The 26,488-nt window shown below is 66.6% G+C and carries 27 protein-coding genes; 15 read left to right on the top strand and 12 right to left on the bottom strand.

All coding sequences use genetic code 11. The annotated features are described in order from the left end of the window. Nucleotides 1–14: 14 nt before the first annotated feature. Nucleotides 15–1,061: a thiamine pyrophosphate-dependent dehydrogenase E1 component subunit alpha gene (locus tag LAQ74_RS01175; protein WP_224333951.1), complete on the bottom strand. Its 1,047-nt coding sequence runs from the start codon at nt 1,059–1,061 to the stop codon at nt 15–17. Between the two features lie 190 nt (nt 1,062–1,251). On the opposite strand from LAQ74_RS01175, the gene LAQ74_RS01170 reads away from it, so the two are divergent. Next, the gene (locus LAQ74_RS01170; RefSeq protein WP_224337329.1) at nt 1,252–1,560 is read left to right on the top strand and encodes a DUF7991 family protein; all 309 of its coding nucleotides are present in this window, start codon (nt 1,252–1,254) and stop codon (nt 1,558–1,560) included. 62 nt (nt 1,561–1,622) lie between these two features. On the opposite strand, the gene LAQ74_RS01165 is transcribed toward LAQ74_RS01170, so the two are convergent. After that, nucleotides 1,623–2,435, bottom strand: coding sequence for a DUF7537 family lipoprotein (locus LAQ74_RS01165; RefSeq protein ID WP_224333950.1), 813 nt, complete (start codon nt 2,433–2,435; stop codon nt 1,623–1,625). An 83-nt stretch (nt 2,436–2,518) separates the two neighbouring features. Then, nucleotides 2,519–3,115 (bottom strand): dTMP kinase, encoded by a 597-nt coding sequence (gene tmk, locus LAQ74_RS01160; protein WP_224333949.1) that lies wholly within the window; start codon nt 3,113–3,115, stop codon nt 2,519–2,521. A 161-nt stretch (nt 3,116–3,276) separates the two neighbouring features. On the opposite strand from tmk, the gene LAQ74_RS01155 reads away from it, so the two are divergent. From LAQ74_RS01155 to LAQ74_RS01130, 6 genes are all read left to right on the top strand, one after another. Then, nucleotides 3,277–4,170: a complex I NDUFA9 subunit family protein gene (locus LAQ74_RS01155; RefSeq protein ID WP_224333948.1), complete on the top strand. Its 894-nt coding sequence runs from the start codon at nt 3,277–3,279 to the stop codon at nt 4,168–4,170. Between the two features lie 277 nt (nt 4,171–4,447). Beyond that, nucleotides 4,448–5,629 carry a tubulin/FtsZ family protein gene (locus LAQ74_RS01150; protein WP_224333947.1) on the top strand — a complete coding sequence of 394 codons (1,182 nt, stop codon included), beginning with the start codon at nt 4,448–4,450 and terminating at the stop codon, nt 5,627–5,629. Continuing rightward, complete coding sequence (locus LAQ74_RS01145) at nt 5,598–6,404, top strand: DUF4398 domain-containing protein (RefSeq protein ID WP_224333946.1); 807 nt, start codon at nt 5,598–5,600, stop codon at nt 6,402–6,404. Before LAQ74_RS01150 ends, LAQ74_RS01145 begins: the two co-directional genes overlap by 32 nt. Nucleotides 6,405–6,419: 15 nt before the next feature. Next, the gene (cofC, locus tag LAQ74_RS01140; RefSeq protein ID WP_224333945.1) at nt 6,420–7,034 is read left to right on the top strand and encodes a 2-phospho-L-lactate guanylyltransferase; all 615 of its coding nucleotides are present in this window, start codon (nt 6,420–6,422) and stop codon (nt 7,032–7,034) included. A 196-nt stretch (nt 7,035–7,230) separates the two neighbouring features. Then, a complete protein-coding gene (cofG, locus tag LAQ74_RS01135; protein WP_224333944.1) occupies nt 7,231–8,385 on the top strand; it encodes a 7,8-didemethyl-8-hydroxy-5-deazariboflavin synthase subunit CofG in 1,155 nt (384 codons plus the stop codon). A 119-nt stretch (nt 8,386–8,504) separates the two neighbouring features. Further along, nucleotides 8,505–9,419 (top strand): mechanosensitive ion channel family protein, encoded by a 915-nt coding sequence (locus LAQ74_RS01130; protein WP_224333943.1) that lies wholly within the window; start codon nt 8,505–8,507, stop codon nt 9,417–9,419. A gap of 33 nt (nt 9,420–9,452) precedes the next feature. Here LAQ74_RS01130 and LAQ74_RS01125 read toward each other — a convergent pair whose 3' ends face one another. From LAQ74_RS01125 to LAQ74_RS01115, 3 genes are all read right to left on the bottom strand, one after another. Further along, a complete protein-coding gene (locus tag LAQ74_RS01125) occupies nt 9,453–10,010 on the bottom strand; it encodes a metal-dependent hydrolase (protein ID WP_224333942.1) in 558 nt (185 codons plus the stop codon). 16 nt (nt 10,011–10,026) lie between these two features. Beyond that, nucleotides 10,027–11,424: a 7,8-didemethyl-8-hydroxy-5-deazariboflavin synthase subunit CofH gene (gene cofH / locus LAQ74_RS01120; RefSeq protein WP_224333941.1), complete on the bottom strand. Its 1,398-nt coding sequence runs from the start codon at nt 11,422–11,424 to the stop codon at nt 10,027–10,029. 91 nt (nt 11,425–11,515) lie between these two features. After that, nucleotides 11,516–13,213 carry a thiamine pyrophosphate-binding protein gene (locus LAQ74_RS01115; protein ID WP_224333940.1) on the bottom strand — a complete coding sequence of 566 codons (1,698 nt, stop codon included), beginning with the start codon at nt 13,211–13,213 and terminating at the stop codon, nt 11,516–11,518. Between the two features lie 323 nt (nt 13,214–13,536). Between LAQ74_RS01115 and LAQ74_RS01110 the strand changes: the two genes are divergently transcribed. Beyond that, the gene (locus LAQ74_RS01110) at nt 13,537–14,553 is read left to right on the top strand and encodes a phosphoribosylaminoimidazolesuccinocarboxamide synthase (protein ID WP_224333939.1); all 1,017 of its coding nucleotides are present in this window, start codon (nt 13,537–13,539) and stop codon (nt 14,551–14,553) included. 52 nt (nt 14,554–14,605) lie between these two features. On the opposite strand, the gene LAQ74_RS01105 is transcribed toward LAQ74_RS01110, so the two are convergent. Continuing rightward, on the bottom strand, nt 14,606–15,583 hold the full coding sequence (locus tag LAQ74_RS01105) for a formyltetrahydrofolate deformylase (RefSeq protein WP_224333938.1): 978 nt from the start codon (nt 15,581–15,583) through the stop codon (nt 14,606–14,608). 311 nt (nt 15,584–15,894) lie between these two features. Here LAQ74_RS01105 and purS point away from each other — a divergent pair, with 311 nt between their 5' ends. Next, nucleotides 15,895–16,149 carry a phosphoribosylformylglycinamidine synthase subunit PurS gene (purS, locus tag LAQ74_RS01100; RefSeq protein WP_224333937.1) on the top strand — a complete coding sequence of 85 codons (255 nt, stop codon included), beginning with the start codon at nt 15,895–15,897 and terminating at the stop codon, nt 16,147–16,149. A gap of 55 nt (nt 16,150–16,204) precedes the next feature. After that, nucleotides 16,205–16,879 (top strand): phosphoribosylformylglycinamidine synthase I, encoded by a 675-nt coding sequence (gene purQ, locus LAQ74_RS01095; protein ID WP_224333936.1) that lies wholly within the window; start codon nt 16,205–16,207, stop codon nt 16,877–16,879. A 114-nt stretch (nt 16,880–16,993) separates the two neighbouring features. Here purQ and LAQ74_RS20285 read toward each other — a convergent pair whose 3' ends face one another. Both LAQ74_RS20285 and LAQ74_RS01090 read right to left on the bottom strand, forming a co-directional pair. Then, nucleotides 16,994–17,116 (bottom strand): hypothetical protein, encoded by a 123-nt coding sequence (locus LAQ74_RS20285; protein ID WP_255647710.1) that lies wholly within the window; start codon nt 17,114–17,116, stop codon nt 16,994–16,996. Nucleotides 17,117–17,328: 212 nt separating this feature from the next. Continuing rightward, nucleotides 17,329–18,399 carry an archaeosine biosynthesis radical SAM protein RaSEA gene (locus LAQ74_RS01090; protein WP_224333935.1) on the bottom strand — a complete coding sequence of 357 codons (1,071 nt, stop codon included), beginning with the start codon at nt 18,397–18,399 and terminating at the stop codon, nt 17,329–17,331. A 122-nt stretch (nt 18,400–18,521) separates the two neighbouring features. Between LAQ74_RS01090 and LAQ74_RS01085 the strand changes: the two genes are divergently transcribed. Together LAQ74_RS01085 and LAQ74_RS01080 are read left to right on the top strand one after the other, a co-directional pair. After that, entirely contained in the window at nt 18,522–19,715 is a 1,194-nt protein-coding gene (locus LAQ74_RS01085) for an Ig-like domain-containing protein (RefSeq protein WP_224333934.1), read from the top strand. A gap of 90 nt (nt 19,716–19,805) precedes the next feature. Next, the gene (locus LAQ74_RS01080) at nt 19,806–21,026 is read left to right on the top strand and encodes an Ig-like domain-containing protein (protein WP_224333933.1); all 1,221 of its coding nucleotides are present in this window, start codon (nt 19,806–19,808) and stop codon (nt 21,024–21,026) included. Nucleotides 21,027–21,036: 10 nt separating this feature from the next. Here LAQ74_RS01080 and LAQ74_RS01075 read toward each other — a convergent pair whose 3' ends face one another. Beyond that, nucleotides 21,037–21,456, bottom strand: coding sequence for a VanZ family protein (locus tag LAQ74_RS01075; protein ID WP_224333932.1), 420 nt, complete (start codon nt 21,454–21,456; stop codon nt 21,037–21,039). A gap of 183 nt (nt 21,457–21,639) precedes the next feature. On the opposite strand from LAQ74_RS01075, the gene LAQ74_RS01070 reads away from it, so the two are divergent. Together LAQ74_RS01070 and LAQ74_RS01065 are read left to right on the top strand one after the other, a co-directional pair. Next, the gene (locus LAQ74_RS01070; protein ID WP_224333931.1) at nt 21,640–23,571 is read left to right on the top strand and encodes an aldehyde ferredoxin oxidoreductase family protein; all 1,932 of its coding nucleotides are present in this window, start codon (nt 21,640–21,642) and stop codon (nt 23,569–23,571) included. Between the two features lie 54 nt (nt 23,572–23,625). Further along, entirely contained in the window at nt 23,626–23,892 is a 267-nt protein-coding gene (locus LAQ74_RS01065) for a DUF8066 domain-containing protein (RefSeq protein WP_224333930.1), read from the top strand. 4 nt (nt 23,893–23,896) lie between these two features. Here LAQ74_RS01065 and LAQ74_RS01060 read toward each other — a convergent pair whose 3' ends face one another. Then, the gene (locus LAQ74_RS01060; RefSeq protein ID WP_224333929.1) at nt 23,897–24,349 is read right to left on the bottom strand and encodes an SRPBCC domain-containing protein; all 453 of its coding nucleotides are present in this window, start codon (nt 24,347–24,349) and stop codon (nt 23,897–23,899) included. Between the two features lie 116 nt (nt 24,350–24,465). Between LAQ74_RS01060 and LAQ74_RS01055 the strand changes: the two genes are divergently transcribed. Next, entirely contained in the window at nt 24,466–25,107 is a 642-nt protein-coding gene (locus tag LAQ74_RS01055) for a class I SAM-dependent methyltransferase (RefSeq protein WP_224333928.1), read from the top strand. 1 nt (nt 25,108) lies between these two features. On the opposite strand, the gene LAQ74_RS01050 is transcribed toward LAQ74_RS01055, so the two are convergent. Beyond that, nucleotides 25,109–26,392 (bottom strand): cation:proton antiporter, encoded by a 1,284-nt coding sequence (locus LAQ74_RS01050; RefSeq protein WP_224333927.1) that lies wholly within the window; start codon nt 26,390–26,392, stop codon nt 25,109–25,111. Nucleotides 26,393–26,488 lie beyond the last annotated feature (96 nt).

Raw genomic sequence — 26,488 nt, 5'->3', positions numbered from 1 at the left:
CGCGGTGGGCCGAGCTACCGGTCCAGTTCCTGCGGGTCCCGGGTCGCGATCGAGCGGTGCATCCGCTCGCGCTGGGCTTCGAGTTCCGGCGGCAACTGCTCGTAGGCGAAGTCGAACAGTTCGTCGGGATCGGCGCGGGGGCCGGACTCGGCGAGTTCGACCGCCTCGGCCAGTTCCTCGTCCGCGTCTTCGTACGCCGTTTCGACGAACTCGTCGTCGACGACGTCTTCGGCGCGGAGATACTCCTCGAACCGGTCGAGCGGGTCGCGGGTCCGCCACTCCGGGAGCTCCGGGTTGTCGTCGCGATAGATGGAGGGGTCGTCGGCCGTCGTGTGCGCGCCGCGGCGGTAGGTGAGGCTCTCTATCAACACGGGCGAGCCGTCTCGGGCGGCTTCGAGACCTTGTTCGACCGCGTCACGGACGGCAAGCGGGTCGTTGCCGTCGACCTGGACGCTCTCGATGCCGTACGCTTCGGCTTTGACGGCGATAGACTCGCTCGCGGTCTGTCGCTCGCGCGGCAGCGAGATGGCCCAACCGTTGTTCTCGCAGAAGAACACGACGGGCGCGTCGAAGACGCCCGCGAAGTTCAGCGCCTCGTGGAAGTCGCCCTCGCTCGTCGCGCCGTCGCCGAAGCAGACGAGCATCGCTTCGTCGTTCTCTCGATAGTTGCGCGCCATCCCCGCACCGACGGCGTGCGGAATCTGGCTGGCGATGGGGACCGCCTGCGGGAAGACGGGGACGTCGTGGTCGGAGGCGTACTCGGGGTAGCCGCGGCGGTAGCGCAGGAGGTCGCTCATCGGGACGCCGCGGGCGATCTGGAGAGCGTTCGAGCGGTAGGTCGGAAAGAGCCAGTCGTCGTCGATCATCGCGTGGGCCGCGCCGACCTGCGACGCCTCCTGACCGAGAAACGGGGGGTAACCGCTCATCCAGCCGCGTCGCTGTAGCGCCAGCGCGCGCTCGTCGAACCGCCGCGTCCGGACGAGGTCGACGTAGGCCGCTCGGGCGTCGTCGGTCGAGAACCGCGACTCCGACAGGGGCCGGTCGTCGATGAGTCGGTGCATGAGACACGTGTGGGTGACAGTTCGTGATAAAGTGGGTCGGTTCGCGGCGACGACGCATCGGACGGACCACGACCCGCGCACGCCGACGGCCCGCGACACCGACGGCCCGCGACACCGACGGCCCGCGCACGCCGACGGCCTGCGCACGCCGTTCCGACAGCCCAAAGAGCGCGTGTCCCGTAACTCGGCTATGGTCTCGGTTCTCGGTCTGGTCGTGCTCGGACTCGCGTTCCTCGTCCACACCGTCGTCGCGGCGGTGATGACCCGATATCTCCGCCTGCGTCTGAACACACAGTGGGGGATGGTGCTGTACGCCGTCGTCCTCATCCCCTTGGTGCTCCTCGCGCTGACGCTCGTCACCGGACAGCTCATCCCGTTAAAACTCGGGCAGATGGGTGTCCTCGGACTACTCGTCGGGATGCCGCTGGCGCTCGGCTTCACCATCGACGTGCTCTACATGCCATCGCCGGACGACTCCAGCCTCCCCGGCACCCGCTGACCCCCACGGTCGGTCGAGGAGTGGTCCCGAGCGACTGGCTACAGCCCCCGTCTCGTCTCGGACTACTGCGTCGTCTCGTTTCGTTCCCGCTCGGCAGTCTCGACCCACGCCGGTCGTTCGACGTCCGTCGTTCCGATATCGGTGATTCGAACTCGTTCGGCTATCCGCACCGTCATCCCGTCGCGTTCGGTCTCGTACTGGAGTTCGTACGACCGGACGACACCGGAGTAGTCGACGCGGGCGGTGAACGTGACGTTGGACAGTCGCTCCTCGCCGAGGCGAAGGTGTGGCGTCGACCCTTCGAGTCGGTGCACCGAGTTGTCGACCGTCTCCGGGGCGACGGTGACGTTCATCAGCGTGAATAGGCTGGAGAGACGGTCCGAGTACGTCTCGTCGGAGATGGAGAATCGGTCGGGCGTCTCCGTTCGGTACGTGTAGTGAGGTTCGTCGTGGCCGGAGAACTCGCCGAGCGTCGCGAACTCCGACTCGTTCGCGCCATACCAGAAGACGCTCCGTTCGTTCCAGTGCGTCATCCGCTGTCTCGCGGGGCCGTTCGCGTCTGCCTCGACGAGTCGCGGACCGTCGTTCGGCGTCGCTCGAACGACGACCGTCTCGTTGGCGATCTCGGAGCCGTTCTCGGCGGCGAACGTCTGCGTCCGTGTCGTCGTTCGCGACTGCGAAACGAGCGTCTCCCGGTGAACACCGAGGAGGTCGGAGGCGTCTTCGACCCCGTCGCCCGTCAGTCCGGGTGCGAGCCACCGAGCGTCGTTCGACCGCTCCTCGGTCGGCGTCGGCGTCGACTCGTCGAACAGTCCGCCGCAACCCGAGAGGAGGACGAGGGTGACGACCGCGAGCGAGGCGATTTTGGAGGGCATCGTCGAAACGTTCGACGCGTGATACATCAACCTGCCGCCACACCGGCCCGATGACCCGCACACTCGTCCGAAGTGCGCCTCGTTCAGCCCTCGTGGGCGGCGACCAACCGGTCGACGGCGTCTTCGACTCGGTCGATGACCGCTTCGGGAGATTTGGTCGCGTCGATGCGGACGAACCGGTGCTGTTCGGCGTCGATGAGTCGCTCGTAGTTCGCGCGGACCGAGGCGAGATACTCGGCCTGTTCGAACTTGTTGGTCGCGCCGCTTCGCGCCGCCGCAGTCTCCGGGTCGACATCGAAGTAGATGGTCGCGTCCGGCGGGCGGGTGAAGGCGGCGTGGACGCCGCGGATGTACTCCAGCGGCCGATCGATTCCCGTTCGCTGGAGTTCGACGGCCTGGTAGGCGTACCGCGAGTCCGAGTAGCGGTCGGAGATGACGAGTTCGTCGTCGGCCAACGCGGGGCGAATCACCCGCGAGAGGTGGTCGGCGTGGTCGGCCGTGAAGAGAAACAGCGAGGCCAGCGGGTCGGCGTCGTCGTCGTGGATAGCGCGGTTGACCGCGTCGCCGTACCACGAGTTCGTCGGTTCGCGGGTGAAGACGGCATCGGGGTGTGAGTCGTGTAACGCCTCCCACACCGTCGTCTTACCGCTGCCGTCGAGTCCCTCCAGCGTGATGAGCATGTCCGGGTGGAGTCGGTGGCCGCGCTTAAACGTTCATAGCTCTCCGCGCGTCGGCGTCGACGACGACCGGGTCGTGAAAACGGCTGCGTCGACCGGTAGAACGGCCGACTGCGACCCGGTAGCGCGGTAGCTTTACGTTCAGTCCGTCCGACAGTATACGCATGAACGTGCTCGTCGTCGGCGGAACTGGATTCGTCGGAACGCACCTCGCCGCGGAACTGCTCGACCGCGGCCACGAGGTGACTGTGCTGTCGAGAAGTCCCGAGGACGACGACCTGCCGTCGGGCGTCGAGACCGCCCGCGGCGACGTGACCGCCTACGACTCCATCGAGGGGGCGTTCGAGGGGAAAGACGTCGTCGTCAACCTCGTCGCGCTGTCGCCGCTGTTCAAACCGAAGGGCGGCAACGAGAAGCACTTCGAGGTCCACCTCGGCGGTACCGAGAACGTCGTGAGAGCCGCCGAGGAACACGACGTTCCGAAACTCGTCCAGATGAGCGGCATCCACGCGGATCCGGACGCACCGACGGCGTATCTCCAGTCGAAGGGCCAAGCCGAAGGCGTCGTCAGAGAGTCGAACCTCGACTGGGTGATGTTCCGACCCACCGTCATCTTCGGTGACGGCGGCGAGTTCCTCTCGTTCACGAAAACGGTCGCGACCCCGTACGTGACGCCGCTTCCGGGCGGGGGGCGTACCGAGTTCCAGCCGATATGGATCGGCGATATCGCCCCCATGCTCGCCGATGCCGTCGAGAGCGACGAACACGACAGTCACGTCTACCAGATCGGCGGTCCGGAGACGCTGACGCTCGCGGAGATTGCGAAGAAAGTCCACGGCGCCGCCGGGCGGTCGGTGAACGTCGTCCCCGTTCCGATGTCACTCGCCGGCATCGGTCTCACCATCGGTGGCAAGATTCCCGGCTTTCCGATGGGTGCGGACCAGTACCGCGGACTCCAGTTCGACCTCTCGACGGACGACAACGACGTCGACGCGTTCGGGAAGCGCGAGAGCGACCTGAAGACGCTCGACGCGTATCTCGGCGAGTCGTCGCGGTGAACCGCCGGTAACTACGACTTACTTTCGATATTTTACGCGTTCTGGGTGGGCGAGAACTCCCGAAATCGGGAGTGTGCAGTCCGAAAGGCTATTTCGCCGATTTCGGCGCCAAGAGTCGGAAACTCGTGCGTCCTCCCCGTCAGTAAGCACCCATTACCGACGGTGTGCTGTCACTTAGTGACATACATGAAAATCGCAGTTTACTGACTTTCTACCATCATAAGGCTTATATCGACATTCGTATTGGCTTTCACACAATGACGAGGGGAGCGAAACCATGAAACTGGCAATGATCGGCTTCGGGCAAGCCGGGGGCAAGATCGTCGACAAGTTCGTCGAGTACGACCAGCGACACGGCAGCGACATCGTCCGGGCAGCGGTCGCGGTCAACTCCGCGAAAGCCGACCTGATGGGGCTGACCAACATTCCGAAGGAGCAGCGCGTGCTCATCGGGCAGTCCCGGGTCAAGGGTCACGGCGTCGGCGCGGACAACGAACTCGGCGCGGAAGTCGCCGAGGAGGACATCGACGAGGTACAGGGAGCCATCGACGGCATCCCGGTCCACGAGGTCGACGCCTTCCTCGTCGTCTCGGGTCTCGGCGGTGGCACCGGCAGCGGCGGCGCGCCGGTGCTCTCGAAGCATCTCAAGCGCATCTACACCGAGCCGGTGTACGGTCTCGGCATCCTCCCGGGCAGCGACGAGGGCGGCATCTACACCCTCAACGCCGCTCGCTCGTTCCAGACGTTCGTGCGCGAGGTCGACAACCTGCTCGTCTTCGACAACGACGCGTGGCGCAAAACCGGCGAGTCCGTGCAGGGCGGCTACGACGAGATAAACGACGAGATCGTCCGCCGCTTCGGCATCCTCTTCGGCGCGGGCGAGGTCAGCGCGGGTCAGGAAGTCGCAGAGAGCGTCGTCGACTCCTCGGAGATCATCAACACGCTCTCGGGCGGCGGCGTCTCGACGGTCGGCTACGCCTCCGAGTCCGTCGAAGAGAAGCAGTCCGCCGGACTGCTCTCGCGGCTGACCGGCAACGGCGGCGGCGACGACACGCTCGACACCGCCCACACGACGAACCGCATCACGAGCCTCGTCCGCAAGGCGGCGCTCGGACGACTGACGCTCCCCTGCGAAATCGAGGGAACCGAGCGCGCGCTGTTGGTTATGGCCGGTCCGCCGCGACATCTCAATCGGAAAGGAATAGAGCGCGGCCGCAAGTGGCTCGAGGAGCAGACCGGGAGTATGGAAGTTCGCGGCGGCGACTACCCCGTCACCGGCAGCGGCTTCGTCGCGAGCGTCATCCTGCTTTCGGGCGTGACGAACGTCCCGCGCATCAAGGAGCTCCAGCAAGTCGCCATCGAGGCACAGGACAACATCGACGAGATAAACCGCGAGAGCGACACCAACCTCCAAAATCTGGTAAACGATGACGAAGACGAACTGGAGTCGCTCTTCTAAGTTCGCCGCGCTCGTCGCCTGCGCCCTCCTCCTGTCGGCGTTCGCCGCCCCGGCGGCCGCCGTCTCGGTCGCCGAGGAGGACGTTCCGGCGGAGGGCGAGGTCGGCGAACAGGTCAGCGCGACGGTGACGCTCAACTCGTTGTACCAGAACCCGCAGTGGAACACGTGGTCGGTCGCCGGTGAGACGAATCTCACCGACGTGACCTGGACGGTGACGTACTACGACCAGACCGGGTCGAAGGTCGGCAGCGACGAGTTCGACGGCCAGAACTTCACCGGCGCGACCGTCTCCTCCGACGACGGCGTCAGCGAAGTCGACGTGAAGGTCACCGGCACGGTGCCGGAAGTGACGGAGTACGACTACGAGGACGAGCAGTCGTTCCTCCTCATGGGCCTCACACAGGAGCGCAACGGCGGTGCGAGCGAAGCGATCAGCACGTGGGAGACCCACCACTACACGACCGAGAGCGCCGAGGCGCGCGAAGCCATCGAAGACGCCGAGGCGGCTGTCGAGAGCGCGAGCGGTTCGGACACCCAGCAGGCCGAACAGTCGCTGACGCAGGCAATTCGCGCGTACGACGGGAACAACCCCGACTTCGATCTCGCGATCGAACTAGCGAACGAAGCCGAAGAGCAGGCCGGGTCCGCCCAGCAGTCGAGTCAGACGATGCAGATGGCGATGTACGCCGTCGGCGGCCTCGTCGCGCTGCTCACCGTCGCGGGTGGCGTGTTCTGGTACCGCTCGAACCAGACCACCTACGATAAACTGGGGTAGCCCCTCTCTTCTCCCATGCGCGTTCTCGTTCCCTACGAAGCGGCGCGTCCGAAGACGCGTCTCTCGGACATGCTCGATTCGGCCGAGCGAGAATCGTTCTCGCGGGCGATGCTCGCGGACGTCGTCGAAACGGTCGCCGAAACCGGCGCGGAACCGACAGTTCTCGCGACCGATTCCGTCGACGTCGAGGCACCCGTCGTCGTCGACGAACAACCGCTCTCTGCGGCGGTCAACGACCGACTCGCCGAGACCACCGACGCCACAGCGGTCGTGATGAGCGACCTCGCACTCGCGACGCCGCGAGTGCTCTCCCGATTCTTCGGCGCGAGCGGTGACCTCGTCGTCGCACCCGGACGCGGCGGGGGAACGAACGCGCTCGTCGTCCGCCACCCCCGTTTCCGCGTCGACTACCACGGGGCGTCGTATCTCGACCATCTCCGGGTCGCCCGTGACGTCGGCGCGAGCGTCCGCGAGTTCGACTCGATGCGGCTCTCGACCGATATCGACGAACCCGATGACGTCGTCGAGTTGTTGCTCCACACCGACGGTCGGACCCGAGAGTGGCTTCTCGACGCCGGATTCGAGGTCGAGACGCGCGAGGGCCGCGTCGGCGTGCGGCGCGAACGTTGAAATACGAGAGCGCGACCACCTCCCCGCGTGACCTGAGAACCGGTCGCGAGGGAGTCGAGGCGGGTGCGCGGCGAACCCCTCGCGATGTCGAGGTGAGAGCGGAGACGCCGCCTGTTCGCTAACCCACAGCTAGGGAGTCGCTCGTGAGTTGCCGGAGAGTGATACGTTTTTGTCCACCGACGTACCACGCCACAACGTGTTTCCCGCGGCCGACGAGTACGACGTAGACATCGCCGTCGACGACGCCGAGGTGGAGCGACTGCTCTCGGCGACGCCCGAGGACGTCGACGCCGCGCCAGCACTCACCTACGCGCGGAACGTGTTTCTGCCGCTGACGACCGCCTGTCGCTACACCTGCACGTACTGCACGTACTACGACGTCCCGGGGCAGGCGACGCTCATGTCGCCCGCAGATATTCGAGAGACGCTCCAAATCGGTGCCGACGCCGGTTGCACGGAGGCGCTGTTCACGTTCGGTGACAAACCCGACGCGCGCTACGAGGCGATTCACGACCAACTCGACGAGTGGGGCCACGACTCGATTCTCGACTACCTCTACCGCGCCTGCGAAATCGCGCTCGACGAAGGCCTGCTGCCGCACTCGAACCCCGGCGATCTCACCGAACCGGAGTTCGAGCGCTTGCGCGAGGTCAACGCCTCAATGGGCGTAATGCTGGAGACGACGGCGGACGTACAGGCACACTCGGGAACGCGTCGAAAGACGCCGGGCCAGCGACTGAACACCATCCGCGCCGCCGGTCGTGCAGGCGTCCCGTTCACCACCGGACTTCTCGTCGGCATCGGCGAGGCGTGGCGCGACCGCGCCGAAAGCCTGCTCGCCATCCGCAAACTCCACGAGCGCCACGGCCACGTCCAGGAGGTCATCATTCAGAACGTCGTCCCGAACGAGCGCTCGGACTACGAGACGCCGAGCGTCGAGACGATGCGCCGCGTCGTCGCGATGGCACGCGTCGCGCTCCCCGAGGAGGTGTCGGTGCAGGTCCCGCCGAATCTCTCGCCCGCTCGCGACCTGCTCGACTGCGGCGTCGACGATTTAGGTGGGGTGTCGCCGGTGACGGACGACTACATCAACCCCGAGTACGAGTGGCCCGCGCTCCGAGAGCTTCGCGACATCGCCGACGACGGCGGCGTTCCGTTGCGGGAGCGGTTGCCGGTGTACGAGCGGTTTCTGCCGCCGGATGTGGGCAGAGATGACCGCGACGGAGGGGATGACCGGACCGTCGAGGCGTCGACACTCGCGGAGACGGAGTGGCTCTCGCCACGAATCCGCGCCGCGATCCGGGCCGACGACGACGCTGGACGGCGCTATCGTGCGTTACTCACGGAGTGAGACTTCTACTCTCGACTCGAACGTTGTCGTCGAGCCGACCGATAGTGAGATGAACAGTTCCCAATCCGAGATTCATCCCCGGGGTATGATGATGAAACATCACGAATGGAGGACGTACTATGTCGTTTCGCTCTGTCGCCTCAGTCGTCTTACAGGGGACCATCCCGATAGAAGGTCTCACACTCGGTGAACTCATCCAACAGTATCTCGCCCCGGTGGTACTGTTCGTCCTCGGCGTCGTCGTCACGCTGATTCTCGGTCGCCTCGTGCTCGCACCGCTCGTCGACCGCGTGCTTAGACAGCAAGGCCACGACGAGACGGTTCGGAGCCTCTCAGACAGCATCATGGGCGCCGTCGTCTGGGTGCTCGCACTCGCGGTCGGGCTGATGCTGGCCGGATTCGGAACCGTCATCGCCGCACTCGGCGTGTTCGGCGGGGCGCTCGCGCTCGCCGTCGGCTTCGCCGCCCAGGACCTGCTCGGTAACTTCGTCGCCGGGGTCTTCATTCTCAAGGACAAACCGTTCCAGGTCGGCGACTGGATCGAGGTCGGCGACATCACGGGCCGCGTCGAAGACATCGACCTCCGAGTGACTCGGGTCCGAACGTTCGACAACGAGCGAATCACCGTCCCGAACGGCGAACTCGCCAACAACCCGCTGAAGAACCCCGTCGCCTACGACCGCCTCCGGCAGCAGTTCGTCTTCGGCATCGGCTACGGGGACGACATCGACCACGCGAAGGAAGCGATTCTCGACGAGGTCGAGCGCGTCCCCGAGGTGCTCGACGACCCCGCCCCCGACATCCGCGTGAACGAACTGGCCGACTCCTACGTCGGTCTCAACACGCGCTTCTGGGTCGACAACCCGAACCGCTCGGACTTCGTCCGCATCCAGTCCAAAGTCGTGCAAAACGTCAAGGAACGGCTCGACGCCGAGGGTATCGACATGCCGTACCCGTACCGGCAACTCACCGGGAGCGTCGACGTCGACGGCGAACTGGTGACGCAGGAGACGCGGACTCCCGCCGACGACTGAGCGCAAGCCGCCGAGGTCGCCACGAGTGGTGACTCACTCGGCCAACCACGGCGCGAGGTCCGGCACTCGCTTTCTGACGGTGGCGTAGACGACGGCGACGACGAGCGTCGCAACCGTGAGCAGCCGAACCGGGCCCTCGAAGAGAAGGAGACCCGGGAGCGAGAGGAGCACCGTCAACAGCAAGTCCTCGGGCGAACCGTCCCAGCGGACGAGGCGCTTCGGCGGGAGCCACCGACCGAGCGGGTGGACGAACACCGCGTGTTCGGACGTCTTCTCCCACGGCCGGAGTTCGTTACCGCCGCAGAACCAGTCGGCGACGGAGTGGACCGCCGCCGAGAGGAAGAAGAAAAAGCCCGCAATCGTCACCGTCGACGGGGCGGCGACGGCGAGAACCCCCGCCGCGAGCACCGCGCCCCAGTAGTAGACCGGGAAGTGGAGCGTCTTTCGGTGGACACCGACGAACAGGTCGAGGTCCGGGAAGACGCCGCCTGTCATCGCCGCGAGGGCGACGAGCGTCGCGAGTTCCGGCGTGAGAACCGCGAAGGGAGCGGCGATGGCGACCCCCGTCGCGATGTGAGTCGGACTCATCATCGTTCGAGCACGGTCCTCACCGCTTCGACTCCCGCGACTGCTGTCGGTCGAGCATCGGCGTTCCGTCGGCGCGCGGGCCGAGCATCGGGCCGTGGGGTCCGTCGTCGGGGTCGATGCGGCGACGCTCCCGGTAGTCGGTCGAACGCTCGACCGGCGGGCGACCGATCGCCGACAGCATCTCGACGTAGTCGTCGAAGGAGCGGAACTCGCCGTACTCGCCGCCGGCGCGTTTCGTGATCTCCTCGGAGAGAATCGTCCCCATGAAGTCGTTCGCGCCGCAGTTCAGCAGTTTGAGTCCCTTCGCGTCGCCGTACTTCACCCACGAGGACTGGACGTTGTCGACGTTGTCGAGGAACAGTCGGGAGACGGCGATGAGCAGTTCGTCCTCGTCGTCGGAGGCCCCGCCGTCGACGACGCCACGCTCGTACAGCGGCGTCTGCTGGTGGACGAACGAGAGGGGGACGAACTCGGTGATACCGCCGGTTCGGTCCTGCAGGTCGCGAACCTTCTGCAGGTGCATCACGCGGTGCATCTCGTTTTCGACGTGGCCGTACATGATGGTCGCCGTCACGTCGAGTCCGACCGAAATCGCTCCCTCCATCGCGTCGACCCACCCCTGCGAGTCGATTTTCCCGGGGCAGATGACGTCTCGGACCTCGTCGACGAGAATCTCCGCGGCAGTACCGGGCGCGGAGTCAAGCCCCGCGTCGCGGAGCTTTCTGTACACCGACTCGTACGACCAGTCGGTGCCGCGGCGGGCGTGGTACGCCTCCTCGGGCGTCATTGAGTGGAGGTGGACGCCGCCCACGCTCATCGCCGCCATCTGTTCGAGGTACGTCCCAGGGTCCGTGTCGTACTGTTTGGGCGGTTTGTAGTTCACCGTCCGCGCGGCGTCGTCGTAGCCGCGGAGAATCTCGTGGTGTTCGTCGTCGAGCGCGAACGCCGGGTGGAGGCCGGAGACGGAGGTCACCTCGTAGATACCCGTATCGAGGGCGTCCTCGACGACGGCTCTCGATTCGGCGGGCGTCTTCGTGAATCCGCCGTGGTCGACGTCCGAACCCACCTCGAAGGCGTGAGAGCTGTTCTTGAAGTTGCAGAACAGACAGCCGGTGTTGCACGCCGTCGTCACGTTGTTGTTCAGGTTGGCGACGAACGTAACGTCCTCGCCGACGACGTCGGCGCGGCGGCGGTCGGCCGCCTCCAGGACGAGTTCTTTCCGAGCGGGGTCGATTCCGTCGCTCTCGGTGCCGGTGGTCAGCAGTTCGACGCCGTCGGCGACGGTGAGTCGCTCGCCGTCTCGGGCTTTCGCCAGCGCGTTCTCGAACGACTGGTCGGTCTCGGGCACGTGTTCGAAGTCGAACGCCGTCGGCTCGGTCGGACCGCGCCCGGCGTCCGGCGCTGGCGCGTCGCTCATAGGGAATCCCATCACCGCGAGGGCTAAAAGTCAGCGGTCGTCGGCAATGCGAACGAGCCTGTTCGACTCTCGCGCTCGCCGCGGCCCGCGCTCAGTCGTGGACGAGCGCGTCCAGTACGTCCGGACCCTCGCGAGAGACCGCCTCGCGAACCGCGGCTTCGATGTCGGCCGGCGAGTCGACCAGTCGCCCGCGGGCGCCGTGGCTCTCGGCGTTTTTCGGGATGTCGACCGCGGGGTCGAAATCCATCCCGACGAACTCGTAGTCGTCCTCGTCGCCGCCGAACAGGCCGAGCGCGTTGTCCTTCAGGATGCGGTAGTTGCGGTTGTCGGAGACGACAACCGTGAGGTCGAGGTCGTAGCGCGCCGCCGTGTACAGCGTCTGCGGGTAGTAGAGATACGACCCGTCGCCGACGAAGCCGAGGACGGTCCGGGGCTCGGCGCGCTGGCTCTCGGCGACGGCGGCGCCGATTGTCGCCGGGAGCCCGTAGCCGAGGCCACCGCCCTTGTTCGAGACGTACTGTTCGGGCGAAAACGGCCACCGGGTGAGCATCACGTACTTCGAGGTGACGCCCTCGTCGACGACGTACGCGTCCGGGGCGGCCGCGCGAATCGCGTCGACCAACTCGGCTTTCGAGGCGCGTGAGTCGGCGGCGTCGCCGGATTCCGCTGTCCCGAGCGAGCGCATACGCGCTTCGACCGCCTGTTTCGTCGCCTCGACGCGACCGAGTCGCGCCTCACGTTCGTCGTCGCCGACGCGCTCTCGGACGCGCCTCGCGAGCGTCGAACAGACGGAATCGAGGTCGCCGAGCACCGCCGCGTCCGCGGACTGGTTCTTGCCGAGCTCCCACGCGTCCGGGCCGAGGTGGAGGCACGTCGCGTCGTCGGGAACGAGCGGTTCCTCGTGACGTGTCAGCGTCGTGTGCGTCGAGACGCCGGCGAAGACGAGGGTGTCGGTGTCCATCAGCGTCGACGCGAGCGCCTCGTCCGGCGGGACGTGCGACACCCACTGCGGGTGGTCGCCGGGGAAGTTCACCTCGCAGGAGAGTATCTCGCCGTGGACGCGCGCGCCCGCTGCCTCAGCGAGTTCGACGGCGGCGTCGACCGCGTTGACTCCGGCGCGAGCGACCTCGTCGCCGACGACGAGCACAGGGGCGTCCGCCTCGGCGAGCAGGTCGGCCGCGTGGTCCAGTTGCGTCGGGTCGCCGCGACCCGCGGTCGGAATCGCCCCGAGTCGCTCGGGGTCGGCGTCGGTCTCGGTCATCATCACGTCAAGCGGGAGCGCGAGGAACACCGGGCCGGTCGGCGGCGTGAGCGCGACGCGGAACGCGCGGCGGAGCATCGTCGGGAGCGCGGCCACGTCGAGCACCTCGTCGGACCACTTGCAGAACTGGTCGGCGAGTTCGCGGAGGTCGCCCGCGAGGATGGGTTCCTCGTGGCGGAAGTCGGTGCTGTGATTACCCGCGGTGACGACGAGTGGTGCGCCCGCGACGCTCGCGCCGTAGAGGTTGCCGAGGCCGTGAGCGAGACCCGGCGTGACGTGGAGGTTGACGACGCCGACCGGCAGGACGTCGGGGTCGTGGTGGCTGTGGTACCGCCGGGTGCTGGCGTAGCCTGCCGCTGCGCCGACGGCAACGTCCTCGTGCAGACCGAGCACGTAGTCGAGGGTACTGTCCTCCAGCGCTCGCATCACCGGTAACTCCGTCGTCCCCGGATTGCCGAAGAGGTGCGTGACGCCGTACTGTTCGAGTGCGTCGACGAAGAGGTCCGCGCCGGTGTAGCCGTCGCTCATACGGTAAGCGTGCGGTCCCGAGGCTAATACTCTCGGGTGCCGGTAGCGGTCCACACGGATTTTATCTGCGATGACGGGACCAGCCTCTCGGGTGAACTGACGAACTGCCGCGAGTCGGTCGAGGCGGGTGTGCGACGCACCGCTCGCGGACGGAGATGGGTCGCCTGTTCGCAACAGAGACAGCGATAGCGACGCGTGTTGTCGCGGCGCGTCTCTAGAGACTCGTCGAGATAACGCACGAACGTGCGTATTTCGAACTCATCTCTTTCACTAATCAGCACAGAAGTGAAAGCTACTTACCGTGCGCCGACGCGTGTTCAGCCATGACGAGCGTCAAGGAGTTCCGCGTGGCCGAGGAACCGACGGCCGACTCGCTCGGACGGGGAAGCTTCGTCTTCACCGACGATTACTCCGTCTTCGACTGGGGGAAGATGCCCGACGAGATCCCGGGAAAGGGGGCGAGTCTCTGCACGATGGGCGCGTACAACTTTGAGTTGCTCGACGTGAACCACGTGCCGACGCACTACCGGGGCGTGGTCGAAGACGGTGATGAACGCGAACTCGGCGAGACGACTGAACCGCCGCGCGAGATGGCTATCGACCTCGTACAGGTGCCGAACCTCCGCTACGACGAGGGATACGACTACGAGCGATTCTACGACGCCGTCGGGAACAACTACCTGATTCCGCTCGAAATCGTCTTCCGGAACACCGTTCCCGTGGGTTCGAGTCTCCGCTCGCGCGGTGACCCGGCGGACTACGGCCTCAACTACGACTCGTGGCCCGACGAAGCGGTAGAGCTCCCCGAACCCGTCGTCGAGTTCTCCACGAAGTTCGAAGAGCGCGACCGCTACCTCTCGCGAAGCGAGGCTGACGACATCTCCGGGCCGGCCGAAATCGACCGACTCGAAGAACTGGCACTCGCGGTCAACCACATCCTCACCGACCGCGCCGAGCGCGCGGGACTAGTCCACGAGGACGGCAAAATCGAGTGTCTCTACCACGGCGGAACCATCGAAGTCGCCGACGTCGTCGGGACATTCGACGAGAACCGGTTCAGCTACGACGGCCAGGAGATGTCGAAAGAGGTCGTCCGCCAGTACTACAAGCGCGAACACCCCGACTGGGTCGACGCCGTGAGCGCCGCGAAAACGGAGGCGGACCGCCGCGACGACCCCGACTGGCGGGCGTTGTGCGACGCCGAGCCACCGGCGCTGCCCGACTCGGTCGTCGACATCGTCTCTGAGATGTACGCCGCCGGAACGAACGCGTATACGAACTACGACTGGTTCGATGCGCCGAAACTCGACGAAGCGGTCGATGCGGTCAGAGATCTGTAACCGAGCTGTCGGGCAGACCACTCGGTCGTGAGAAAATGGCGGTGTCCGGCGGTCAGTCGTCGCTGGCGTCCGCTTCGGCCCGCTTGCGAATCGCCGACGGAATCTTCCCGTCGACCGGACGGTCCGGATTCGCCGCCTGCGCCTCCTTCGTGAGACCGAGTTGGTAGTCGATATCCTCGCTGTGGCGGAGATTCGTCCGGCCGCGATGGACGGTCAGCGCGCCGTCGAGGTGGAGTTTGACCGCTTCGAGCAGCGCGTCGGCTTCGAGCGGCTGCCCGCGCTCTTTGATGTCGGTGACCGACGCGTCGTCCGGCACGTCGAACGCGCGTTGGGTGATGACCGGCCCCTGGTCGAGGTCGGTCGTCACGTAGTGGGCGGTGACGCCGGCGATTCGGACGCCGCCCTCCTTCGCCTGCCGGTAGGCGGCCGCGCCGGGGAACGACGGCAGCAGACTCGGGTGGATGTTGATGATGCGGTCCTCGTAGCGGAAGACGACGTTCGGCGAGAGGATGCGCATGTAGCGCGCGAGGACGATGAGGTCCACGTCGTACTCGTCGAGCAGTTCGAGCAGCTCCTCCTCGTCAGCCCCGCCCTTCTTGTCGCCGATGTCGTGGAAGGGGACATTATAGTGATCCGCCAGCGGTTGGAGGTCGTCGTGGTTGCCGATGACGACGCCGATCTCGGCGTCGAGTTCGTCGTTGGCCCACGCCTCGAACAGCGCCTCCAGACAGTGGCTCTCCTTCGTCACGAGCACCGCGAGGCGCTTCGTCTCGCGGTCCGAAGGAAACCGGACTTGAATCTCGACGCCGAGTTCGGTCGCAAGGTCCGCGAGCGTCGAACGGAGGGTGTCCGGAGTACACACCATCTCGCTGGTGTCCGCGTGGAGGGTCATCCGGAAGATTCCTTCGCGGACGGCCTGGTCGATATCCTCGATGTTGATACTGCGGTCGAATAGAAGCGACGTGATACGCGCGACGAGGCCCGTTTTGTCCTCGCCGATAACGGTGATTTCGGTCAACTCTCGAGTCATATTCTCATCACCAAAGGACCGGGAGTGAGCACGTGGTAATGTGGGCCATAACTTCGGATACGTCTTCCGTTCGTGGCAACGATATGCGCGCACAAGCGGTGGTTAACCACTCGACGCCAACCCCGCTCGCGACCGTTTTCGGTCAGACCGCCGTCGACCAAGACCAACTATCGTGAGCGATAGCCTTCGGTCGACGGACACGCTCACGATTCGATGTCGACGACCGGGACGGTCGATGCCACCTATGCACGAATGTGAACATTGTCGCGCATCCAAAAGCCACTTTACCCACGACCGCGCAGAGTCAGACGATGACCGCGTACACCGCGACGGTGACTGTCCGACTCAAGCGTGGCGTGTTGGACCCCGAGGCGGAGACGACGAAGCGCGCGCTCGAACGGCTCGGCTTCGAGCTCTCGGGCCTGCGCTCGGCGGACCGCTTCGAGGTGGATATCGACGCCGACTCCGCCGCAGATGCGGAGGAGCGCGCCGACGAGATGGCCGAACGATTGCTCGCTAACCCCACGATTCACGACTACGACGTGGTGGTCGAGGAAGCCGAATGAGCGTCGCAGTCTCCACGACTCCGACCGTCGTACACCGCCACGGGAGGCGGTTCCGGTGACGGTCGCAGTCGTGCAGTTCGGCGGGTCGAACTGCGACCGCGACGCGGTGGCGGCGCTCACCCACCTCGGCATCGACGCCGAACGCGTCTGGCACGAAGACGGACTTCCCGCGGACGCGACGGGTGTGATGCTCCCCGGCGGGTTCTCCTACGGTGACTACCTCCGGGCAGGTGCGATGGCCGCGCAGTCCCCGATCATGAACGAGGTCCGCGACGCCGCCGAGCGCGGCGTTCCCGTCTTGGGCGTCTGCAACGGTGCACAGGTCGGCTGCGAGTCGGGACTGACCGAGGGCGCGTTCACGACGAACCGGAGCGCACGCTTTCAGTGTGAGTCCGTCCACCTACGGGTCGAGAACGCCCAGACGCCGTGGACCGCCGCTTACGACGAAGGCGAGGTCATCGAAGTACCCATCGCCCACGGCGAGGGGCGCTTCGAGATTTCGGCCGAGAAGTACGAGGCGCTCGAAGCGGCGGACAGGGTGCTGTTTCGTTACTGCGACGCCGACGGCAACGTCACCGACGAGGCGAACCCGAACGGCTCGACGGGCAACGTCGCCGGGATTCTGGGCGAACGGGAGTCGGTGGCGGTGTTGATGCCGCACCCTGAGCGAGCGACGCTCGCCGACGTCGGCGGCACCGACGGGCAGGGCATCCTCCGCGGGTTCGTCTGAACGGTCACGGGTCGGCTGTCTTAGCGAGAGAAACACGGATAGAAGAGGAGGCGGGAAGACGATTACGGCGGCGCTGTGTCTCCGTCGAGAGACGGAGCCGAACGGCTCGAACGCCTACGTCGTGACGGGCACCGGCGAGTCGGTCGATATCCACCCTTCGACGTTCTGCTCCTCGCGAATCTCCAGCCAGCCGTCGGAGCAGTACACCGCCTTGTAGCTTCCTTGCGTCTGTTTCATAGTCGAGATGGTCGAGACGACCGAGGGGCGGCGTTTCGCGCCGCGTGGCCGTCGACCCTTACCTGGAAGCTGTACGGCATCGGGTATCACTATGAGCGGCCTACGCGGGCGTAAACGGCCGCTTACAGCCGTGTGTATACCGTTACCAGCGGCGTCGAGGAAGTGGATTCACACCGACGTCGTCTTCGCTTCTGGCTCCGCCAGCCGTCTTCTCACTTCGCCAGCGGCATCGCGTAGCTCGTCTCCTCTTCGACGACGGCGCGCCAGGTCCCCTTGCAGTCGCAGTCGACCTGCTCGAACACCGAGGGGTCCTGTCGGAGGTCGAAGTCCTTGATGGCTTTCTGAACCAAATCGTCGCACTCGCCGCAGTTGTGTGGGCCGCGGTCGGAGCCGTGACCGACGGGGTCGGAGACGACGATAGCGTCCGCATCCGCCGTGTCGCGCAGCACCTCGGCGACCGACCAGAGCCACGGCGGGCGGTAGCCGCCCCGGAAGTGGAGTTCGTCGACCATCGTGTAGCGCTGGACGTTGCAGGGGTTCATCGAGACGGTGTGGGCGTACTCCGCGCAGCGGCGGACGGAGGATTTCATGTCCTCGATGGCCTCCGACTCCGAGAGGAACGGCGGCTTCATCAGGAGGTAGGCTTTGATGCCCGCGCCCGCGGCGTCGGCCTCCTCGCTGGCGGCGACGAAGTCGTCGAAGGCGAAGTACTTGTTCACGCAGTCGCGGCGGACGCGGTCGGTCGCCGTTTCGAGGCCGACGGCGACGTCGGTGTCGAGCCCTCGCGAGACGAAGTCGTCGAGTTTCTCGCGATCGACGAAGTCCGGGAGCGACTCGACGACGATGCGCTCTCGGTCCGAGAACGTCTCCGCGATGGCGTCTCGGGTCTCGGCGGGCACCTCGCGCTCGTCGAGGAACGACCCGGAGGTGTAGATCTTGATGAGCGGCGACTTCCCGTCGGCGTTTTCCCCCTCGTGGTCGAGACAGGCCTGTATCTGGTCCATCAGCGCCCCGTGTTCGACGGTGCCGCCCTCGACGGACTCGGCGACGTAGCCGCACATCGTACAGCCACCGGCGCGCGCCCACCGACAGCCGCCGGTGTTGAGGATGATGGTGAGCGATTGGTAGACGCCGCTCGGCGTGTTGTCCTCGTCGATCCACACGCGCGTCGGCTCGTGCGGGTCGTAGTGTTTCTCCTTCAGGCCGCGAATCTCGCGCATCACCTTGTTGTGCGCGTCCATTCCGCGTCCCCGCTCGTACACGTCGGGACTCGGCTCACTCATTGGTGCGACTGGGCGACGGGCGCGTAAAGCCGCTTCGTCTCCCCCTCGGCCGACGATGTGAGGTCCGAAGCACGTATCGCGAGCGACCGCGACTATTTGCCGCTCGCCTCCCGAAGAGGGGTATGCGCCGACGCACGGTTATCGCAGCGGTCGTCGCCGGATTCGGGGCGACGGCGGGATGCGGTGACCGACTCCCCGGACGCGACGACGAGACGACGCCACGCTCGTCGGCGGGAGAAGGGATGGAGGCGGCGAACACGACGGCCGGTACGAACGCCACAGAACCGACGACGGGCGAGTCGGCCGGTGAACGGCGCTCGGAGCAGCGAATCGCCGTCAGGAACCTCCGTCGCGAGTCGTCCTACGCCACGCTCGTCGTCGAACGCGCCGACGACGGCGAGACGGTGTTCGCGCAGAGCCGGACGTACCCGCCGGGACAGGAGCGCCGCTTCCCGGAGATACCGCTGACCGAAGACCGTTACCGCGTCGTCGTCGAGACGGACGCTGGCGACCGCTCCGGCTTCGAGTGGACCGTCCGCGACGAACTGGAGGGGCTCTCGGTCGATCTCGACGAGGCGGAGACGACGTTCATGCGGTTCGCGCGCTGTCGTCCTGGCTGTCCGCTGTCACTCGGCGGAACGACGAGCGAGGAACTCCCGCTGAACGGCAGCGGCTACTCGCTGTGGTACCAGCCCGCGGTGGTGGTGCTGGACAACCCGACCGTCGAGGAACGCCGCGTCCGCCTCCGAGTGTCGCTCTCGGAGACGGGGCTACTGGACTACCGCTACCGGGTTCCTGCCGTGAGTCGCCTCACGGTTCCGACAACGTATCGAACTGGGAACTACACCGTCGTCGTCGACGAAGCAGGGGCGGACCGAGCGGACGCCGGGAGCGGCCGACGGACCGAGACGGCGTGGCACGTCCCCGAGGAGTTCGAAAAGCACGTCGTCCTCGGACCGGACCACCGGGTCACCTGCGGAATCGCGAACCCGGTGCTATGGCTCGAAAACGGAAGCGACGAGCGTCGAACCGTCCGGATACGCGTCTCGAGTGACGGCGAGAGTCGGAACGGCGACGACGAGAACCGGATCGACGACGGCGAACGCGTGCCGCTGTTCGACGAGCGGCGGACCCTCGAACCCCACGAACAGCGGGATCTTCGGCCCATCTCCGAGGCGGGGCGGTACGAACTCGCCGTCGAGAGCGACTCGGGAGCGTCGACGTCGACGACGTGGTGGGCGTGTCCGCCGCACAGTCCCATCACGGTCCTCGTCAGCGACAGGGGGTTCTTCCTCGACCAAGATATCCCGCGCTGAGAGAGGCGTCTTCGCCGTGAGTGCGACGGGAGAACTCGGAGACGGGGTCCCGCCAGCGAGTTCTTACGCCTCGACGGCGGACGGACTGGTATGCGACGGCGACGACTGATGGGGGTCCTCGCAGTCGGTCTCGCCGGGATGGCCGGATGCGGCGAACCGGAGGGCGAGGCAGGCGCGGAGCCGACGTCGACACCGGAGCAAGCCGCCCGACCGTACCGAGAGGGAGGTGCGGTGCTTCCCGTACCGCGCGGGGTGCGCCTCCGAAACGCCGGAATCGACGAGCAGTACGTGACGCTCGCCGTCGACGCGGTTCGGGGTGATCAGGGCGATCACGGTGGCGAGGACAAGCACGGTGGCGAGGACAAGCACGGTGGCGAAGGCGAGCATGGTCGCGGAGGCGACGAGCGGACCGAAGTGTTCACTGCGAGCGCGACGCTCACGCGCGCCGGGACCGTCGCGTACCCGGCGCTCGTCGGCAGCGCCGGCACGTACCGCGTCCTCGTCGCGACGGCGGACGGGCAGCGGGAGGGTTACGACTGGGTCGTAGAAGGCGCGCGCAGCGACCTCGACGTTGCGCTCGACGCGGGGGGAGTCCGATTCACGCCCGTCGTCACCTGCGCTCCGACCTGTCCGCCGCTCTCTCGCGCCGTCACTCGCACGTCGCCGTCGCCCTCGGACGGCTATCCGGTCGACTACCCCGAGAGCGAGCGCCCCGGTCTGCGAGGGGCGTTCGGCCCCGGTCCGAGCCTCCGGATCGACAACCTCGGCGCCGGGTGGCGACCGGTCAGCGTCTCGTTCGCGGCGGCCGGCGCGTCGGTCACCTCGCGCTACCGCGTCCCTCCCGACTCCCGCCTCGTCATCCCCGTCGGCGGTCGCGACCGGGCGTTCTCGGTGACCGTCGGAAGCGAGGGGTCGACCGCGCGGACGACGTGGCCGACGGACGTCCCGGAGCTGTTCGCCACCGTCGCCGAGGCGGGCGTCGCCTTCGGCTGTGGCGGCGACAGCGGTCGCTGCCACCTCGTCAACGACGACGACCGGCCACATCGGGTGACGGTGCGCGTCGAACCGCTGGACGACCCGGCGCGAGCGACGGAGCGGCGGTACTACCTCGGTCCGGAGGCGCACCTGACAGACGCCGACCTCCTCGACCGCCTCGGTCCGTTCGCGCTGACCGTCGAAGCCGACACCGGGTCGCACGAGCGGTACGGCTGGCTCACCTGCCCGTCGGTCGGTCCGTGGTACGTCGTCGTCGACGCCGGGGGTCGAATCCGGGTGTCTCAACCTGTACCCTCGGCGTCGGTCGGCGGGTGACCACGAGCGCTCAGCCGAGTCGCCGAACCGCCGCGAGCGCGACGAGCCACAACCCGACTCCGAGCGCCGCGCCGACGCCGTTCGCCGCGGCGTCGAAGAGGTCGAACTGCCGGGTGGGGGCGACCCACTGTGCGAGTTCGACGACGAACCCGTACGCGAACGCCCCGAAGAACCCGCCGAGAGCTGCCCGCTCGAGTTTCGGATCGAGCGCGTGCGCGAGCGCCCCCGCGACAGCGGCGTAGGCGACCGCGTGCAACCACTTGTCCGCGCCGACGAGACCGAACGGTCCGAGCGTCGGACCGCCATCGCCCGGCGGCGCGACGACGGACGCGACGAAGACGGCGGCGGCGACGAGGAAGACGACGGCCCAGCGGAGACGGGGCGAGAGCACGACCGACCGAGTGAGGCGGCGCGACGGAGGCGGAGACATCGACTTCGAGTGGTTGCGCCGCCCCGATAAGCGTCGCGCTCCGTCGACCGTACGGGCGGGTTCGTCGATCATCGCTATCGGGGTCCAAAATACACAGACTGCGCCGAATGTAACTGGAATCAGTTACGTCGGCGCGGCAACAGCTAACGAAATGGGGGCCATATATAATCATAGTACCTTACAATGACCGAACTCGGCGGATTCCAAGACCACGTAGGGCAGGTCGACCTCACCTCGGGTGAGGTGACCTACCAGGGTATCGACGACGAGGACGCGCGAAAGTACATCGGCGCGCGCGGCCTCGGCGTGAAGTACGTCTTCGACGCCGGTCCGGACGTCGACCCGGACGGGCCGGAGAACCGGCTCGCGTTTATGAACGGCCCGCTGACGGGCACCCAGACGGTGATGAGCGGCCGCATTGCCGTCGTCACGAAGTCGCCGCTCACCGGCACCGTCACCGACTCCCACCACGGCGGCTGGTCCGGCGCACGTCTGAAGTGGTCCGGTTTCGACGGCCTCGTCTTCGACGGCAAAGCCGACGAACCGGTGTACGCGTACGTCGAAGACGGCGAAGTCGAACTCCGCGACGCCTCTCACCTCTGGGGGAAGGGCGTCCACGACACCATCGAAGCCATCGACGAGGAAGTCGACGGCAGCGTCGGCAAGAACGTCTCCGTGATGGCCATCGGCCCCGGCGGCGAGAACGGCGTGCGCTACGCCTGTATCGTCAACGAGGACGACCGAGCCTCGGGCCGCGGCGGCACCGGCTGCGTGATGGGCTCGAAGAACCTCAAAGCGGTCGTCGTCAAATCCGGCACCCGAATGCCGAAGCCCGCGGACGCGGAGACGTTCCAGAAGGGCTACCAGCAGGGGATGCAGGCGATTCAGGAGTCCGACGTCACCGCGCCGAACGAGGGCGGCCTCTCGATGTACGGCACGAACGTCCTGATGAACATCACCGAGGAGATGGACGGTCTGCCGACCAAGAACGGCAAGTACACCTCGACGCGGAGCTTCTCCGAGAGCGAGGGGACGACCATCGACGCCGAGGAGGTCTCCGGCGAGAACGTCCGCGAGAACATCCTCGTCGACGAACCGACGTGTCACTCCTGCCCCGTCGCCTGCAAGAAGGAAGTCGAGGTGACGACGATGCACAAGGGCGAGGAGATGAACGTCCGCATGGAGTCGTACGAGTACGAGTCGGCGTACGCGCTCGGCCCGAACTCCGGGCACACCGAGCGCGACGACATCGCGCTGATGATCGACCGCTGCAACGACATGGGCGTCGACACCATCGAGGTGGGCAACATGATGGCCATGGCGATGGAGATGTCCGAACAGGGCAAACTCGACGACGTCGGGACGCTCGACTGGGGCGACTCCGAGACGATGGTCGACCTCATCGAGGAAATTTCGCACCGCGAGGAGGGCCTCCCGGACCTGCTCGCCGAGGGTGCAAAGCGCATCGCCGACGAGAAAGACGCGGAGGACAACTCGCTGGCGATCAAGGGACAGACGATTCCGGCGTACGACCCGCGCTGCATGAAGGGGATGGGCATCGCCTACGCCACCTCGAACCGCGGGGCGTGCCACCTGCGCGCCTACACCCCGGCCGCCGAGATTCTCGGCATCCCGGAGAAAGTCGACCCGTACGCGTGGGAGGGCAAAGGTGAACTCACCGCCACGTTCCAGGACCTCCACGCCATCTCCGACAGCTTCGACATCTGCAAGTTCAACGCCTTCGCGGAGGGTATCGAGGAGTACGTCATGCAGTACAACGGCATGACGGGCCTCGACGTGACCGAGGACGAACTCGTCGAGGCGGGCGAGCGCGTCTACAACCTCGAACGCTACTACAACAACCTCGCGGGCTTCGACGGCTCCGACGACTCGCTGCCCGCGCGCTTCCTCGACGGCGAGGGCGGCGTCGCCGGACAGGGTGCCTCGGAGGGCGAGTTCTGCGAACTCGACGAGATGAAAGACGAGTACTACAGCCACCGCGGCTGGGTCGACGGCGTCGTTCCCGACGAGAAACTCGAGGAACTCGAAATCGACATCGGCCCCGGTACGGGCGTCAGCAGCGGCAGCGACTCCGCCGCCCCCGCCGACGACTGAGCCGACGTTCCAGAATCCGATTCATTTTTCTTGCGTTCGTCTGACAGTCCGGTCGTGAGCTCCCGCCAGTCCCCACCCTCCGCGTACGCCCTCCTCGAGAGAATCGGTCCGTATCTCACCGCCGTCGTCGCGTTCGTCCTGTTCGCAACGCTGTTCGGCTTTCAGGAACTGCTCGTCGTCGTCTGGTTCCTCCTCGCGCTGATTCCGCTCTACCTGCTCTACCGCTTCGTCCTCGCGTTCGAGCGCATCGCCGACGCCGCACAGCGGTTCGCCACCGTTCGCGAGCGCGAGTCGGCGTCTGCGCCCGACGACCGCCCGTAAACCGTCACGCCTCGGCGGTCCGCTGCGGGTTGAACCACAGTTCGGCGCGTCGGGCGAGTTCCTGATTCATCCAGTCGTAGTCGAGCGGCGTCTCGTCGGTGACGACGAAGCGCGCGAGCAGGCCCGACACCTCCTCGCGGTTGACGAGACGAGTTCGGTCGTCGCCGAGCGGTTCGAGTTCGAAGGTGTGCCGACCGGTGAACAGCCCCGGAACGCGGAGGCTGCCGACCCACTGGAGTCTGCGTTCGGCGACGACGTTCGTCACCTCGCATTTGAGCCTCGAACTCCGCCGCCCCGTCGGTTCGACGCGGATTTCGACGGTCTCCCCCTCGCCGACCTCGCCGCTGGCCTCGGTGATGTAGGGGTTCCACTCGTGGTAGGCGTCGAAGTCGGTGAGCACCTCCCAGACGATGCTCGGCGGTGCTTCGATGTCGATAGACGTGTGAACGTGCTTCATAAGTTACGAAGGTAGGTTCTTCGAGCGCATAAGCGTCGCGTCGACCGACGCGCGATGGGAGAGTGCGACGATGAACAGGAGTACGACTTTTGTCACTCGGTAGCCCACCACGTACTGTGAGCGCAGAGAACTCGAACCGGCCGGGGAAGTCGACGGACGAACTTCGGGAGCTCTACGACGACGCCGCATCGCAGTTCGACCGCGTGGAGCCGATAGACCGCCTGATTCTCGGACGGAGCCGCCGTCGCCTCTTCTCGCGGGCGAGCGGTCGCGTACTCGACGTCGCCTGCGGCACCGGGTCGAACTTCCCGTATCTGCCCGCGGGCGTCTCCGTCACCGGTGTCGACCTGAGTCCGGAGATGCTCGCCCGGGCGCGAACGCGGGCCGACGAATTCGGCCTCGACGTGAGGCTTCAGGAGGCCGACGCCCAGAGCCTCCCCTTCGAGGACGACAGTTTCGACACGGTCGTCTCCTCGCTGTCGACGTGCACGTTTCCGGACCCGACCGCGGCGCTCCGAGAGATGGCCCGCGTCTGCGACCCGGCGGGACGAATCCTGCTGCTCGAACACGGTCGGAGTCGCGTCGAACCGGTCGCGAGGCTACAGGACCGCCTCGCCCCGTGGCACTTCGAGCAGATGGGCTGTCGGTGGAACCAGCAGCCCGCCGATATCGTCGCGGAGGCGGGACTGCGGGTCGACGGCGTCCGGTGCCGGTATCTCGGCGTCGTCACCGAACTGGTCGCGGAGCCGAACGCGTAGCTCAGGGCCGTCTCGCTCGCCGGTCGACCGAGTGTCGTCGCTCCGGTGCGGTCGCGACGACCGGCAGGAGCGCCGCGGCCGACACCGAGGTAGCGACGGCGACGAGAACGAGTATCGCGTAGAGCGCGGGCGTCAGCAGTCCAGCGGAGAGGCCGACAGTCGCGACGACGAGTTCGAGCGCGCCGCGGGCGTTCAGACCGACGCCCATCGCGAGCGCGTCTCGCCTGGTGAACCCGGCGACGAGCGCGCCCCCCGAGACGCCGACGAGTTTGCCGACGGTGGCGACGAGAAGCAGCGCGAGCGCCGGGAGCGCCATCGCCGGGTTCGCCAGCAGCCAGAGATCGGCGCTGAGACCCGCGGTGCCGAAGAACAACGGAGCGAACACGCCCAGCGAGACGTCTTCGAGGATGTGTCGGGCCTCGACGTCGAGCGCGTCGCGGTCGATGGCAACGCCCGCCAACAGCGCGCCGAGCGTCGCCCCGAACCCGAGCGCGGCGGTCAGGGACCCGGCCCCGAGTGCGAGCGCAGTAACGAGTGTGACCTGTGCGCGCGGCCCAGCGTCGGTGGGTGCGATGCGACGAAGCACCGTCGAGACGCCGCTGCGGCCCGCAGTAACGGCGAACGCGGCGAAAAGAGAGAGCGCAAGCAGCGAGACGGCGACGGTATCCCCGTCGAGCGCGCCGCGCTGGAGGGAACCGACGACGAGTGAGAGGACGAGCCAACCGGCGACGCCGGTCAGCGTCGTCGACGCGAGCATCACCTGCCCGACGGGCCGGGGCGCGAGACCCGTCTCGACGAGAACGTCAGCGGTGAGCGGGATGGCCGAGATACTCAGCGCCGCGGCGAGAAACAGCGCGAGGCCGACGCGGCCGCCTCCGTCGCCGACGAGAAACGCCGGAAGGAGCCACACGACGCCGAACCCGAGGGCGAACGGCGCGGCGACGCCCGCCGTCGAGACGATCGCGGCGCTGCCGGCCCGGCGACGAAGTCGACCCACGTCCATCTCCAAACCCGCCGTCAGGAGCAGAAACACGACACCGAGCGACGAAATCGCTTCGAGGAGCGAGCGCTGCGCCGACGTCGACGGGAACAGGACCGCGAACGCCCCCGGAGCGACGACGCCGAGAAGCGACGGCCCGAGGACGATGCCGGTGAACAGTTGCCCGACGAGGGGTGACACACCGACGAACCGGGCGAGTCGTCCCAACAGCAGCGCGACCGACAGAATGGCGAACAGTTGGACGAACAGCGTGAGGAGTACCTCTCCATCCAGCGGCGCTATCACGGGGTTTCGAACCACGGAAGGGTGCTTAGTTTCGAGTCCGCGTCGACCGGACAGTCAGCATCCGTCGGACAGTCAGCATCCGTCGGACAGTCAGCA

It is taken from the genome of Haloprofundus halobius (genome assembly GCF_020097835.1).
Classification (GTDB): Archaea; Halobacteriota; Halobacteria; order Halobacteriales; family Haloferacaceae; genus Haloprofundus; species Haloprofundus halobius.
This window is presented reverse-complemented; position numbering and strand designations above follow the sequence as displayed.